The 13,343-nt window shown below is 72.5% G+C and carries 15 protein-coding genes; 11 read left to right on the forward strand and 4 right to left on the reverse strand.

Annotation, left to right across the window (positions count from 1 at the left end; all coding sequences use genetic code 11):
- Positions 1 to 111 precede the first annotated feature (111 nt).
- From AB0M59_RS30460 to AB0M59_RS30490, 7 genes are read left to right on the forward strand one after another with little or no spacing between them, the layout of a single operon-like run.
- Positions 112 to 1,110 carry an amidohydrolase family protein gene (locus tag AB0M59_RS30460; protein WP_364621841.1) on the forward strand — a complete coding sequence of 333 codons (999 nt, stop codon included), beginning with the start codon at positions 112 to 114 and terminating at the stop codon, positions 1,108 to 1,110.
- A complete protein-coding gene (locus AB0M59_RS30465) occupies positions 1,107 to 1,883 on the forward strand; it encodes an alpha/beta fold hydrolase (RefSeq protein ID WP_364621844.1) in 777 nt (258 codons plus the stop codon). Before AB0M59_RS30460 ends, AB0M59_RS30465 begins: the two co-directional genes overlap by 4 nt.
- Positions 1,880 to 2,749, forward strand: coding sequence for a xanthine dehydrogenase family protein subunit M (locus tag AB0M59_RS30470; RefSeq protein ID WP_364621847.1), 870 nt, complete (start codon positions 1,880 to 1,882; stop codon positions 2,747 to 2,749). Before AB0M59_RS30465 ends, AB0M59_RS30470 begins: the two co-directional genes overlap by 4 nt.
- The gene (locus AB0M59_RS30475) at positions 2,742 to 3,227 is read left to right on the forward strand and encodes a (2Fe-2S)-binding protein (protein ID WP_364621849.1); all 486 of its coding nucleotides are present in this window, start codon (positions 2,742 to 2,744) and stop codon (positions 3,225 to 3,227) included. The genes AB0M59_RS30470 and AB0M59_RS30475 overlap by 8 nt, the downstream gene beginning before the upstream one ends.
- Positions 3,220 to 5,580 (forward strand): xanthine dehydrogenase family protein molybdopterin-binding subunit, encoded by a 2,361-nt coding sequence (locus tag AB0M59_RS30480; protein WP_364621852.1) that lies wholly within the window; start codon positions 3,220 to 3,222, stop codon positions 5,578 to 5,580. The genes AB0M59_RS30475 and AB0M59_RS30480 overlap by 8 nt, the downstream gene beginning before the upstream one ends.
- On the forward strand, positions 5,580 to 6,188 hold the full coding sequence (locus tag AB0M59_RS30485) for an SRPBCC family protein (protein ID WP_364621854.1): 609 nt from the start codon (positions 5,580 to 5,582) through the stop codon (positions 6,186 to 6,188). Before AB0M59_RS30480 ends, AB0M59_RS30485 begins: the two co-directional genes overlap by 1 nt.
- Complete coding sequence (locus AB0M59_RS30490) at positions 6,185 to 7,519, forward strand: solute carrier family 23 protein (RefSeq protein WP_364621857.1); 1,335 nt, start codon at positions 6,185 to 6,187, stop codon at positions 7,517 to 7,519. Before AB0M59_RS30485 ends, AB0M59_RS30490 begins: the two co-directional genes overlap by 4 nt.
- Here the strand turns inward: AB0M59_RS30490 and AB0M59_RS30495 are convergent.
- Complete coding sequence (locus tag AB0M59_RS30495; RefSeq protein WP_364621860.1) at positions 7,516 to 8,463, reverse strand: cation diffusion facilitator family transporter; 948 nt, start codon at positions 8,461 to 8,463, stop codon at positions 7,516 to 7,518. The two genes, AB0M59_RS30490 and AB0M59_RS30495, sit on opposite strands and share 4 nt — an antisense overlap.
- A gap of 54 nt (positions 8,464 to 8,517) precedes the next feature.
- On the opposite strand from AB0M59_RS30495, the gene AB0M59_RS30500 reads away from it, so the two are divergent.
- Positions 8,518 to 8,868 (forward strand): metalloregulator ArsR/SmtB family transcription factor, encoded by a 351-nt coding sequence (locus AB0M59_RS30500; protein ID WP_364621863.1) that lies wholly within the window; start codon positions 8,518 to 8,520, stop codon positions 8,866 to 8,868.
- Here the strand turns inward: AB0M59_RS30500 and AB0M59_RS30505 are convergent.
- Together AB0M59_RS30505 and AB0M59_RS30510 are read right to left on the reverse strand one after the other, a co-directional pair.
- The gene (locus AB0M59_RS30505) at positions 8,865 to 9,668 is read right to left on the reverse strand and encodes a MerR family transcriptional regulator (RefSeq protein WP_364621866.1); all 804 of its coding nucleotides are present in this window, start codon (positions 9,666 to 9,668) and stop codon (positions 8,865 to 8,867) included. The genes AB0M59_RS30500 and AB0M59_RS30505 overlap by 4 nt on opposite strands.
- 7 nt (positions 9,669 to 9,675) lie before the next feature.
- On the reverse strand, positions 9,676 to 10,935 hold the full coding sequence (locus AB0M59_RS30510) for an amidase family protein (RefSeq protein WP_364621869.1): 1,260 nt from the start codon (positions 10,933 to 10,935) through the stop codon (positions 9,676 to 9,678).
- Positions 10,936 to 11,034: 99 nt separating this feature from the next.
- Between AB0M59_RS30510 and AB0M59_RS30515 the strand changes: the two genes are divergently transcribed.
- The 3 genes from AB0M59_RS30515 to AB0M59_RS30525 are packed head-to-tail and all read left to right on the forward strand — an operon-like array spanning position 11,035 to position 12,372.
- The gene (locus AB0M59_RS30515) at positions 11,035 to 11,643 is read left to right on the forward strand and encodes a TIGR03086 family metal-binding protein (RefSeq protein ID WP_364621872.1); all 609 of its coding nucleotides are present in this window, start codon (positions 11,035 to 11,037) and stop codon (positions 11,641 to 11,643) included.
- A 44-nt stretch (positions 11,644 to 11,687) separates the two neighbouring features.
- The gene (locus tag AB0M59_RS30520) at positions 11,688 to 11,873 is read left to right on the forward strand and encodes a hypothetical protein (protein WP_364621875.1); all 186 of its coding nucleotides are present in this window, start codon (positions 11,688 to 11,690) and stop codon (positions 11,871 to 11,873) included.
- A gap of 52 nt (positions 11,874 to 11,925) precedes the next feature.
- Positions 11,926 to 12,372, forward strand: coding sequence for a nitroreductase family deazaflavin-dependent oxidoreductase (locus AB0M59_RS30525; protein ID WP_364621878.1), 447 nt, complete (start codon positions 11,926 to 11,928; stop codon positions 12,370 to 12,372).
- A gap of 30 nt (positions 12,373 to 12,402) precedes the next feature.
- On the opposite strand, the gene AB0M59_RS30530 is transcribed toward AB0M59_RS30525, so the two are convergent.
- Positions 12,403 to 13,203: an ANTAR domain-containing protein gene (locus tag AB0M59_RS30530; protein WP_364621880.1), complete on the reverse strand. Its 801-nt coding sequence runs from the start codon at positions 13,201 to 13,203 to the stop codon at positions 12,403 to 12,405.
- Positions 13,204 to 13,343 lie beyond the last annotated feature (140 nt).

A 13,343-nucleotide genomic window follows, 5' to 3' on the forward strand; every position in this document is an offset into this window, starting at 1 on the left:
GGAAGCGAGACCCCGGCTGTCAGTTCTCCTTACGCCTGCTGCCAGGAAAGCGCGCTGGTCCCGGCGGCACCACCCCGCTTAGCGTTCGGCGCAAGCAACCCGATCGTGGAGGTGAGTCGGACGGAAGTCCTCGACACGCACGCGCACATCGTGCCGCCCTCGCTGCTGACCGCGCTGGAGCAGGCCCCCGTCGCGGGGTTCTCGGCGCGGCGCACCGAGGCGGGCTGGGTGGTGGCGGTGCCCGGCACCGGCGAGACCCGGCCGATCGGCGCGCGGATGACCGAAGCCGGGCCGCGTGCGGGCTGGCAGCGGCAGGCGGGCGTCACGCGGCAGATCCTGTCGCCGTGGCTGGACATCCAGTCGGCTCCGCTGAACCCGGCCCGCGCCCGCGACTGGGCGCGCACGGTCAACGACGCGATGGCCGAATCTGCGGCCGGCACCGTGGCGCTGGCTTCGGTGGCCACCGACGACGGCGACCAGGCCGCCGAAGACCTCCTCGAAGCCTGGAAACGGCCCGAGTTCGCCGGGCTGATCCTCAACACCGACCCGCCCGCGGGCCCGGCCCCGCACGAGCCGTCCTTCGATCCACTGTGGACGCTCGCCGCGGCCGAAGGGATCCCGGTGGTCCTGCACCCGCCGACGTGCGGGCCGTCGGGCGACCTCACCTCGCTGGGCACGATGGGCAACGTCCACGGCCGGCTGATCGACAACACCGTCGCGATCACCAAGCTGATCCTCGCCGGTGTCCTCGACCGCCATCCGGACCTGCGGCTGGTCCTCGTGCACGGCGGCGGGTTCCTGCCCTACCAGGCCCACCGGCTCGACGGCGGTTACCGCACCAAGGAAGCCTTCGCCGGCGAACTGGCGCGCGAGAAGCCGTCCGCGTACCTCGGCGACTTCCACTACGACACCGTCGGGCTGTCCGGCCCGTCGATCGCGTTCCTGGCCGGGCTCGTCGGTTCCGGAAAGCTTTTGCTCGGCAGCGACTACCCGTTCGCGCTCGGCGACCCCGAGCCGGTCCGGACGGTCCGCGAAAGCGGCCTCGACACCGTGGCCGTCGAAGCGATCCTGCACACCAACGCCGACACGCTCTTCCGGAGGCCCGCATGAGCAAGCCCTTGGCCGTGCGCCGCCGCGGCGCGGGAGAACCCCTGGTCCTCCTGCACCCGCTCGCGCTCTCCGGCGAACTGTGGACGCCTCTGGCCGAAGCCCTTTCCGACGAGTTCCAGGTCTTCGCCCTCGACCTGCGCGGCCACGGCGACAGCGCGTGGGACGGCAAGCCGTTCAGCATCGAAGACCTCGCCGACGACGTCGCCCGCACCCTCGACGCCCTCGACCTCCCGGCGGCGAGCCTGCTCGGCCTGTCGATGGGTGGCAGCGTCGCGGTGAACTTCGCCGGCCGCCACCCCGAGCGCGTCCGCTCGCTCGTGCTGGCCGACACCACGGCCTGGTACGGCGAAGACGCCGTCACGACCTGGGCCGAACGCGCGCAGAAGGCCGTCGCCGTGCCGCGGGCGAAGCAGGTGACCTTCCAGCTGGACCGCTGGTTCTCCCCGGAGTTCCGCGACCGGCACCCGGAAGAAGCCGACCGCGTCGTGAAGATCTTCCTGCGCACCAACAGTGAAGCCCACGCGGCGGCGTCGATCGCCATGGGGGCCATGGATTCCCGGCCGCTGCTGCCATCGGTCACCGCGCCGACCCTGGTGCTGGTGGGACGCCACGACTACGCGACCCCGCCGTCGATGGCCCGGCAGCTCGCCGAGGGCATCGACGGTGCCGAGCTCGAAATCCTGCCCGATCTGCGGCACCTGTCGCTCGTCGAACGCCCGTTGCTCGCCGGCCGCGTCCGGCAGCACCTGCGCCGCGTCACGGAGACCCGATGAAACCCGCCCGCTTCACCTACCACGCGCCGCGCGAGCTCGACGAAGCCCTCGAGCTGCTGCGCGACCTCGGCGACGACGCCAAGGTCCTGGCCGGCGGCCAGAGCCTGATGCCGATGCTCAACTTCCGCCTCGCCCACGTCGAGCACCTCGTCGACATCAACCGCATCGGCGAGCGGTGGGCGACGACGACGTTCGGCGACGCCACCATCACGATCCCCGCCCTGGTCCGGCAGCGGCAGCTCGAACGCTCGGCCGACGTCGCGCGGCTGCTGCCGGTCCTCACCGAGGCCCTGCACCAGGTCGCCCACCCGCAGATCCGCAACCGCGGCACCATCTGCGGCAGCCTGGCCCACGCCGACCCGGCCGCCGAACTGCCGAGCGTGCTCACCGCGCTGGACGCGAAGTTCACCGTCGCCTCGGCCCGAGGTGTCCGGACCGTGTCCGCGGCGGACTTCTTCCTGTTCCACCTCACCACCGCACTCGAGCCGGACGAACTGCTGCTGGAGGTGAGCGTCGACCGGCCCGGAGCGAACCAGTTCTCCGCGTTCCGCGAGTTCGCCACCCGGCGCGGCGACTTCGCGCTGGCCGGGGTCGCCGTGGTGTGCGAAGTGGACGACGGCGTCGTCACGGCGTGCCGGATCGCGGCGGCCGGCGTGGCGCCGACCCCGCAGCGGCTCACCGACGCCGAACTGCTCGTCATCGGGCAGCCCCTCGGACCCGACCTGGGCGCGGCTGCTGAGGCCACCGCCCGCGCCCAGGTCGACCCGACCGGCGACATCCACGCGAGCGCCGAGTACCGCGCCCGGCTCACCGGCGTGCTGGTCAAGCGCGCGCTCGCCGACATCACGGAGAAGGCCCATGCTTGAGCAAACCACCCGGCGGGTCCGGGGCACGGTCAACGGCGAGCCGTTCGACGAGACCGTCGACCCGCGGCTGACCCTGGCCGACTTCCTGCGCGAAAAGCTGCGGCTCACCGGCACACACCTCGGCTGCGAGCACGGCGTCTGCGGCGCGTGCACGGTGATCGTCGACGGCGCCGCGACGCGCGCGTGCCTGATGCTCGCCGTCCAAGCTGACGGCGCGGTGGTCGAGACCGTCGAGGGCCTGGCCACGGACGGCGAACTGGCGCCGCTGCAGCAGGCGTTCAAACGCAACCACGCCCTGCAGTGCGGGTTCTGCACGCCGGGGTTCCTGATGAGCGTCACGGCGGCGCTGCGCGAGGACACCGTCCGCGACGAGGCCCAGGCGCGCGAGGTCCTGAGCGGGAACATCTGCCGCTGCACCGGCTACAGCGGGCTCGTCCAGTCCGTTTTGGACGTCGCGAAGGGACGGTCCGATGCCTGAGGCGATGATCGGCGCCCGGCTTCCGCGCCGGGAGGACCAGCGGCTGCTCACCGGCCAGGGCCGCTACCTCGACGACCTCGACCTGCCCGACGCCCTCGCGGCCGCCTTCCTGCGCTCGCCGCACGCGCACGCGCGGATCACGGCGTTCGACGCTTCCGAGGCGCTCGCACTGCCGGGCGTCGTCGCGGTGTTCTCGGGCGCGGACCTGATGGAGATCCAGAAACCCCTGGCGCCCAAGGTGCAGCACCCGCAGCTGCGCGACTACCCGCGGCTGCCGATGCCGCCGGAGGAGCTGCACTACGTCGGCGAAGCACTGGCCGTCGTCGTCGCGGAGTCGCGGTACATCGCCGAGGACGCGCTGGAACTGATCGACGTCGACTACGAGGTGCTGCCCGCCGTCGGCTCCACGGCCGCCGCGCTGCGCCCCGGCGGACCCCTCGTCCACACGGGCGGCGAGTCCAATGTGGCCGTGCTGCTCACCCAGAGCGCGGGCAACGCGGCGGAAGCACTGAGCGCCGCGCCGCACACGCTGAGCGAAGAGTTCTTCGTCATGCGCGGCGGCGGCCACTCCATGGAACCGCGGGCCGTGGCCGCGCGCTTCGAGCCGGCGACCGGGCAGCTGACCATCTGGGACACCACGCAGTCGCCGCACTACGCGCGCCAGCAGCTGTCGATGATCTACGAGATGGCCGAAGACGACCTGCGCGTGATCGCCCCGCCGGACGTCGGTGGCGGCTTCGGCCCCAAAGCCCAGTTCTACGGCGAAGAGGTCGTGATCCCGTGGGTCGCGAAGAGGTTGCGCCGCGCGGTGAAGTGGGTCGAGGACCGGCAGGAGAACTTCGTCTCGGCGATGATGGAACGCTCGCAGACGCACCAGGTCGAGGTCGGCTTCGACGAGGACGGCCGGCTCCTGGCCGTCAAGGACGTGATCGAGCACGACCAGGGCGCGTACTGTGCCGGACTGCAGGTGCCGTCGATCACGACGTCGACGGTGCCCGGCCCGTACAAGGTGCCGAACATCGACATCGAGCTGCGGGCCTGTTACACCAACATGGTCCCGACCTCGTCGGTGCGGGGCGCGGGGCGGCCGCAGGCGGTGTTCGTGATGGAACGCATGATGGACCGGATCGCGGCGCACCTCGGCCTCGACCCCGCGGAAGTGCGGCGGCGCAACCTCATCCAGGCCGACGAGTTCCCGTACCAGGTCGGCATCATGTTCCGCGACGGCAGCCCGCTCACCTACGACAGCGGGAACTTCCCGGCGCTGCTGGAAGGCGCGCTCGAGCGGATCGGGTACGCCTCTGCCCGCGAGGAACAGGCGCGGTTGCGCGAAGAAGGACGATATATCGGCATCGGGCTCGCCGTGTACGTCGAAGGCTGCGGGCTCGGCCCGTACGAAGGCGCGAAGATCCGCGTCACCAACCGCGGCCGGCTCCTCGTGACGCTCGCCGCGGCCGGGCAGGGCCAGGGCTACGAGACGATCTACGCCCAGATCGCCGCCGACGGCCTCGGGCTGGACATGGCCTACATCGACGTCACGACCGGCGACACCGCGCGGATCCCGTTCGGCCAGGGCACGTTCGCCTCGCGCATCACGGCCACCTGCGGCCCGGCGGTGTTCGACGCGGCCAAGCAGATGCGGGCCCGGCTTCTGGACACGGCGGCGGTGCTTCTCGGCTGCGACGTGTCCGAAGTGGACTTCGACGGCGGCCACGTCTGCCTCGGGGGTGACCGCGAGAAGTCCGTTTCCCTGCAACAGCTCGCACAGGTGGCCAACATCGGCAAGCACGGCATCACGTTGCCGCGCGGGATCACGGCCGGCCTGGAGACGGCGAGCTACTTCTCGCCGGAGCGGGCGGCCTACGCCAGCGGTGCGCACGCCGCGCTGGTCGAGGTCGACCCGGAGACCGGCGGGATCACCATCCTCAAGTACGTCATCGGCCACGACTGCGGGACCGTGATCAACCCGCTGCTCGTCGACGGCCAGGTGCTCGGCGGGTTCGCCCACGGCCTCGGCAACGCGATGTACGAAGAGGCCGTCTACGACGACGAGGCCACGCCGCAGGCCACCAGCTACCTCGACTACGCGCTGGTGTCCTCGGCCGAGGTGCCGCCGGTCGAGCTGTTCCACATCCATTCGCCCAGTCCGCTCAACCCGCTCGGTGCGAAGGGTGCGGGGGAGGGCGGCACGGTCCCGCCGCCGGCCGCGATCGCCAACGCCGTCGAGGACGCGCTGCGCCCGCTCGGCGCCCGGGTGACGCGCGCGCCGGTTACGCCCGCCCGCGTCGTCGACGCTCTGCTCGCCGCCGCCTCAGTCGCCGCCTCAGTCGCCGAAAAGAAGAAGGTCTCCTGATGCTCATCGAGAACTCCTTCGAGGTCGCCGCCGACCCCGACGAGGTGTACCGGTTCCTGCAGGACGCCCACAACGTCGCCGCGTGCTTCCCGGGCGCGGAGCTGACCGAGGATCTCGGCGACGACGCGTACCAGGGCAAGGTGAAGATCAAGGTCGGGCCGGTGACCGCGGCCTACCAGGGCGTGGCGAAGGTGGTCGAGCGCGACGCGGCCGCGCGGACCGCCGTGCTGCTCGCCGACGGCAAGGACACGCGCGGCTCCGGAACGGCCAAGGCCCGCGCGACGATGCGCGTGACGCCGTCGGGCGAGGGCGCGAACGTCGTGCTCGCGACCGAGCTGACGATTTCGGGCAAACTCGCGCAGTTCGGGCGCGGGATCATGGCCGACGTCTCGGGCCGGATGGTGGGGGAACTGGCGTCCCGGGTGCGCGACCGCATCGAGCACGGCGAACCGGCCGGCGAAGCCCCCGACGTCCCCGCTCCGGTCCTCGCGCCGCCTCCGGCCGCGGTGCCCGCGATGAAGGCGTCCGCGCTCATCCGCGTCGTGCTCGCCGGGATCCTCGAGCGCTGGGCCGCCCGCCTGCGCGCCGCGGCTCCGGAGTCGACATGACCACTCGCATCACCGTCCCGCCGGCCGACACGGCGCCCGTCTTCGACGTCGGCATCGACGACAAGGTCCGCGTCGGCAGCGCGGTCGGGCTCGGGATCCAGAACATCCTCGGCATGGCGGGCCTGCTGATCTTCCCCGCGCTGATCGGCACGGCGTTCAAGCTGTCCGCCGCGGACACCGCGTACCTCTACGGCGTCACGTTCATGACGTCCGGGCTGGTGGTGATCCTGCAGTCGGTGCTGTTGCTGCGGCTGCCGATCATCCAAGGCCCGTACGCGGGCTCGCTGGCCGCGCTCCTGGCCGTCGGACACGGGCGCGGCGGCCTCGGCGCCGCGTTCGGGTCGATGGTCGTCGCCGGGCTGATCTGGTGCGTCATCACGATCCCGCTCAAGCGGTTCGGCCCGATCACCTACCTGGCCCGGTTCGTGCGCGACCCGATCATCTCGGGCGTGCTCGTGCTCATCCTCGCCACCCAGCTGACGAGCACCGCCCTGCCCAACTGGCTGGGCACGCCCACGAGCCCGGGCTTCCCGTGGGTGAACCTGCTCGCCGGCGGCGTCGCGGCGGCGCTGGTCATCGCGTTGACGTTGCTGCCCAAGGGAACCCTGCTCCGCCGCGGCGCGGTGCTGGTCGCGGTGGTCGCCGGGACGGTCGTCTACGCGCTGCTCGCACCGACGAGCTTCGGTGCGGTGGGGGAGAACCTCGGCGTCACGGTGCCGCGGATCTTCCCGTTCGGCTTCGCCGTGCAGGGCGACCTCGTGCTGATCTTCTTCATCACGCTGCTGCCCGCGATCGCCGAGAGCATCGCCACCTACGACATCGTGGCCGGCTGGGGCGGGCAGGAGCTGTCCGGCTACCGCGTGTCCCAGGGTGTGTTCGGCGAGGTCCTCGGCAGCACGGTCGGCGCGGTGTTCGGCGGACTGTCCACTTTGGCGTACCCGGACAACATCGGCCTGTTGCGCGTGACGAAGGTCGGCTCGCGGTACGCCACGCTGGCCACCGGCGTGATCCTGCTGGTGCTGGGCGGGCTCGGTCCGTTCGACCGGCTGCTGCAGGCGGTCCCGCTGCCGGTGCTGGCCGCGGCGGGCACGGTGCTGTTCGGCGTGCTGTTCGCCAGCGCGATCGACGTCCTCTCGGGCGTGCACTGGTCCCGAGACAACCTGATGCTGGCCGGCTTCCCGTTCATCACGGCGATCGGCGGCCTGTTCGTGCCCGCGACGACGCTGAAGGTGATGCCGCCGGTCGTCCAGCTGATCCTCGCGCAGCCGCTGATCCTCGGCACGGTGCTGCTGATCGTCCTGAAGCTGGCGTTCGGGCTGCGCCGGAGCTAGTGCGCGAGTTCCGCGCCGACGGCCGGTTCGGTGTGGACGACCACCGCGGCCAGCCGCGGGATCGTGTGCACCAGCCGGTGCTCCACGGTGTGCGCGAGCGCGTGGGCCTCCCGCACCGTCAGCTCCGAGGCGACCGTGACGGCCAGCTCGGCCCGCAGGTGGTGCCCGATCCACCGCATCCGCAGGTCCCGCGCGCCGAGCACGCCCTCGACGTCGAGCGCCGTCCGCTCGGCCAGCTCCACCGACGCCGGGTCGACGGCGTCCAGCAGCCGCCGGAACACCTCCTTCGCCGCGTCGCGCAGCACGAACACGATCGCGACCGTGATGCCGAGCCCGACGATCGGGTCCGCCGCCGGGAAGCCGAACGCCACCCCGGCCGCACCCGCGACGACGGCCAGCGACGTGAAGCCGTCCGTGCGGGCGTGCACGCCGTCCGCGACCAGCGCGGCCGAGCCGATCTCCCGGCCGACCTTGATCCGGTACCGCGCGACGAGCTCGTTGCCGGCGAAGCCGATCACCCCCGCCACCGCGACCACCCACGGATGGCCGACCGGCCGGGGATCGAGCAACCGCAGGACGGACTCGTACCCGACGAGCGCCGCCGAAGCCGCGACGAACAGCACGACGACCACCCCGGCGAGGTCCTCCGCGCGGCCGAAGCCGTAGGTGTAGCGACGCGTCGCCGCGCGCCGGCCCAGCACGAACGCGATGCCGAGCGGGACGGCGGTCAGCGCGTCGGCGAAGTTGTGGATCGTGTCGCCGAGCAGCGCGACCGACCCGGTGACGAGCACGAGCACCAGCTGCGCGACGGCGGTCACGAGCAGCGCGCCGAACGACCACCCCAGGGTGCGCAGGCCGCGCCGGCTGGTTTCGAGGGCGTGGTCGACGCGGCCTGCGGAGTCGTGGCTGTGTCCGTGTTCATGTCGCCGATGTCCGTGTCCCATGCTGCGAGTCTATCTGCGCATACACGCAGATACGCAAGTAGTAAGGTTCACGCCATGCACGCGTCGCTGCCGGAGTTCGACATGCCCACCGACGAGCAGGTCCACCTGGCCGCGGAGTCGTTCCGCCTGCTCGCCGACCCGACCCGCATCAAGGTGCTGTGGGCGCTGCTGCAGGGCGAGTCGTCGGTGGCATGCCTGGCGGAGCTGGCGGGCGCGGCCCCGACGGCGGTCAGCCAGCACCTGGCGAAGCTCAGGCTGGCGGGCCTGGTGAAGGGCCGCCGCGAAGGAACTTTCGTCTACTACTCGGCGGCGGACGACCATGTGCGCGGCCTGCTGGCCCAGGCGCTGCACCACGCGGACCACCTGGACCGCGACCTCCCGGTCGAGCACGCCCACCGGCCTTAGCCGATCGGCTCCTGCAGCTCCGTCACCCAGCCCGCGGGATCCTCCGGGCAGTCCAGGTAAAGCTCCCGCTGCGCCCCCGCCGAGGTGAACCCGTGGTCGTCGATCCACCGGACCACCGCCTGCCAGCTCGGCAGGACGCCGTCGATCGCGCCGCGGTGGACCAGCGTCGCCGCGCGGACCGGAGCCAGATCCGCCACCTCCAGACCGTTGAGGTCGCCCGAGCCGACGGACGCCGGAAGCGCGGCGTGCACGACGACCTCGTCCTCCGCGCGCTGCTCGTAGTAGCACGTCAGCCGCCCGGCCGGGGTGACGTCCGCCGCGGGGAGGCGGCGGCCGAGCTCCGCGCACAACGGGTGCACCACCGGGCCGATCGCCTCCGGCGCGAATCCCGCCGCCACGCCCGTCAGCTCCACCACCCGCATCGCCGGCAGCTCCTTGACCACGACGTCGGGCGCGCGACCTTCCTCCTCGATCGTCCGCAGCCGCGCCTCGACTTGTGTGAGCCGCGCCGCGCCTTCCGCCAGGGCGGCTTCCAGCTCCGCGCGCCGCAGCGTGAGCATGCCGCGCACCTGTTCCGCCGAGACGTCGTCGGCCAGCAGCGTCGCCACCTGCTCGAGGGTGAACCCGAGGTCCTTCAGCGCGACGATCCGGTTCAGCCGCGCCAGCTGACCCGCCGTGTAGCTGCGGTACCCGGTCGCGGCGTCGACGCGGGCCGGCCGCAGCAGCCCGAGCGCGTCGTAGTGGCGCAGCATGCGGACCGACACCCGGCCGTGGCGGGCGAAGTCGCTGATCGAAAACACCGCCCGATCATTCCGCAGGCGGGACGAACCCGCCGAGGACGTCCGCGGCGAGCTCCGCGAACGTGATCGCGGTGTCGTCCGCGTGCGCCGGCCCGACCACCTGCAGCCCCACCGGCAGCGCGCCCCCGGCCGGCGCGCTCACCGCCGGCAGCCCGGGCAGCGACGCCTGCGCGATCCAGAACACCTGGTCGTCGTAGCGGTGCCGGTCCTCATGCGGGAACGCCGTCGTGAACACGGTCGGGCAGAGGAAGACGTCGACGTCGGCGAAGTACCGCGCCCACGCCGCGCCCAATGTCGCCCGCTGCCGCTCCTGCTCGTCCGTGCCTTCGAGTTCGCGGCCTTCCATCGCGGCGAAGAACCACTCGACCTGGAACCCGAACGCCTCCGCCTGGACCACCGGGTCGACGCCGTCCGGCCAGCCTGCAGCTACCCGCACACCCGCCCGGGCGAGCGCGTCGACGGCGTCCGACAGGACACGGCCGACCTCGCCGGTCACTGGGCAGCTCGGGTCGTCGAGCACGACACCGACGCGGAAGTCCGCGAGCCGCGACCGGCGTGAGGGCGCTCCCGGTTCGCCGGTGACGCTCAGCGCGAGCCGCAGGTCGGCGGCCGAGCGGGCCAGGGGACCGACCGCCGACGGGAACTCCCGGACGGGATCTGCCGGCGGCCCGGGCGGCTGGAAACCCCGCAGTGGCACGGTTCCCGGCGTCGGCTTGAGGCCGTAGACACCGCAGTACGCGGCCGGGATCCGGATCGACCCGGCCAGGTCGGAGCCGTACTCCAAAAAGGACAGTCCGGCCGCGAGCGCGGCCGCCGCGCCACCACTCGACCCGCCCGGCGTCCGGGCGTGGTCCCACGGGTTCACCGTCCGCCCGTAGACCGGGTTCTCGGTCCGGCCGAAGTCGGCGAGCAGGTGGTGCACGTTCGACTTGCCGACGACGATCGCGCCCGCGTCCTGCAGCCGTTCCACGACCGCGGCGTCCTGCTCCGCCACGGTGTCGGCGAACGCCGGCTCACCCCAGGTCGTGGCCATTCCGGCGACGGCGAAGGCGTCCTTGATCGTCATCGGGACACCGTGCAGCGGCCCGCCGGTCGTCGCGTCGGCTTTCGACGCAGCGTCGAGTGCGAACTCGCGGCGGGTCGCGACGACGGCGTTGATCTCGGAGGCGTCGATGCGGGTGAAGAGCTGCTCGGTCAGCTCGCGGGACGAGAGCGTGCCCCGGCGGAGGTCGGCGGCCACCTCGGTGGCGGTGCGGAAGAACGTCATGGGTCCGGAATAGCGGCTGACACGGTGTCAGGGTCAACTGTCGAGTCCGGCCGCGCCCGTTCGTCCTCGGGGGACAGGACACCTCGGCGAAGGAGCGAAATGGACACGATGGACATGTACCGGCGCGCGCAGGACGGGTTCGACGCGGTGCTGACGGCGGTGCGCGACGACCAGTGGGACACGCCGTCGGCGTGTGCGGAGTGGTCGGTGCGGGACGTCGCCGGGCACGTCGTCTGGGGTCAGCACCGGCTGCGGGCCTGGGCGACCGGCGCGGACTACGCCGAGACCGCGGGCGCGCCGGGAGCGCCGCACCCCGGCGTGCTGGCCGGGACGAACCCCGTCGAGACGTGGCGGGCCGCGGCGGTCGCCACGCTGACCGAGGACGAGCTGCGCCGCCCGGTCTCGCTGCCCGGACTCGGCGAAATCCCGGTCGCCGGCATCGTCACGCTGCTGATCACCGACCTCGTCGCGCACAGCTGGGACATCGGCTCGGCGGCCGGTCAGGACGTGCGGCTCCCGCCGGAGCTCGTCGCGGTGGCGTTCGACTGGGCGCGGGCGAACGTCGTGCGCCGACCGGGGTTCTTCGGACCGGAGCTCGTCCCGCCCGCCGGCGTCGACGAGCAGACGCGGATGCTGGCCTTCCTCGGCCGCCGGGCGTGGGCGCCGGTCGGTGTTTCCGCTTCGCGCGGCGGTGGTAGCCACCAGTGATCGTCGTCCGAGTCGCGGACGGCGCAGTGGCGGAGGGAAATCCGATGCCGACCGCAGCAGGTATGACCGCACCCCCGGCGCCGCCCGAGGCGACCCCGCCCGATCCCGGTCCCACCGTGCCGGACCCGTCGCTGCCCGGCCCGGATCCGGACCTGCCGGCCCCCGACCCCGGCACGCCGGTGCCGGACCCGCTGCCGCCGGAATCGCAGCCGGGCCCGGAGCGCCACTGAGTACGAATCAGAGATCATATGAGTTTCATACGATCTCGTGTACGGTCGTGGCATGACAACAGCGCAGAACTACCGGCGGATGGTCAACGCCGGGAACAAGATCGTCGTGGGACTCCAACGGCTGGGGGTCGCGTTCGGCCCGATGCAGCTGCTCACCGTGCCCGGACGGCGCACGGGGTTGCCGCGCACGTTCCCGATCGCGGTCATCCCGATCGACGGCGACCGCTACATCTTCCAGGCCTACCCGAAGGCGGCCTGGGTCGCGAACGCCCGTGCGGCGGCCGAGGTGACGCTCACCCGTGGCCGCCGCACGTCGGCGGCCCGGCTGGCGGAGGTCCCGGTGGAGGAGCGGCGCCCGCTCCTGCGCGAGCTGGTGGCGAAAAGCCCGGCCAGCGTGGGAAAGCGGCTGGTGACGACGGGCCTCGCGGAGGCGGCGACCCCGGACGCGGCCGCCGCGGCGGCGGAGCGCATCGCGGTGTTCCGCATCGAGCCGATCTGAGCCGGCCGGGGGTGAGCTCGCGGCTCGGCGCTACATGCCGGTCAGCTCGAGCGCGCCCTCGAACGCTTGCACCACCCGCTCGGCGGCGACCCGGGCAGCGGGACTCGGACGGATCGTGCGTTCGCCGCCGGGCTGCGGCGCCGGGGCTCCGGCCAGCAGTTCCACCAGCGCCACGGCGAGTTCTCGCACCTTGACGTTGAACTGCTGGCTCGCTCGTCTCAGCGTCTCCCAGGCCTCGTCGGGGTCGCAGCGGCGCAGCGCGATGACGATGCCCTTCGCCTCTTCCAGTGCGGCCCGTGACTGCAGGAGGTCGAGCATCTGCTCGGTCCGGTCGGGCCGGGCCGCTTCGGCGACGACCAGCGCCATCGCCGTGAGCCTTTCGTTGCGCCGCAATACTTCCAGGGTCTCTTCGGTGGCGGGCCGATCGAGCGTCACCGACAGCACCAGGCTGTCCTCGGCGTCCCAGGGGGCGGGCAGCGCCGCGACGCCGCGGACGCGCGCCCAGCCCGCTGCCAGCTCAGGGTGACGCTCGATCAGGCCGCACAGGGTGAGCCACGGCCAGCGTTCGTCGGTGAAGACGTCGGCGGTGACGACCGGCTCGCCCGTGCGGCCGGCGGTCGGGACCGGGCCGCCGAGCCCCTCCAGTTGGGCCGCGACGAAGGTGGAAGCGAGCCCGTGGGCGGCGGCCACGTGCAGCGGCTTTCCGTGGTGGTGCACGGAGACTGCCGCGCCGACGGCGCCCGGCACGTCGGCGGCGATCCGCTCCAACAGCTCCTCGAGCAGGGCGGTCACGGGCGCGCGCTCGTCCGTCACGAGTCTTTGGGTGGTCACGTGCTTCTCCTCGGCGTCGTGAGGAGGTCAGGCCCGGCGTTCGCCGGAACCGGCGACGGAGCGGAAGGACCGAACGAACGCCTGCCGGCTGAACCGGTCGGGATCGCTGCGCATCAACATCGGCATCCACCTCCGGAGCT

The sequence above is a fragment of the Amycolatopsis sp. NPDC051371 genome (assembly GCF_040682155.1).
Classification (GTDB): Bacteria; Actinomycetota; Actinomycetes; order Mycobacteriales; family Pseudonocardiaceae; genus Amycolatopsis.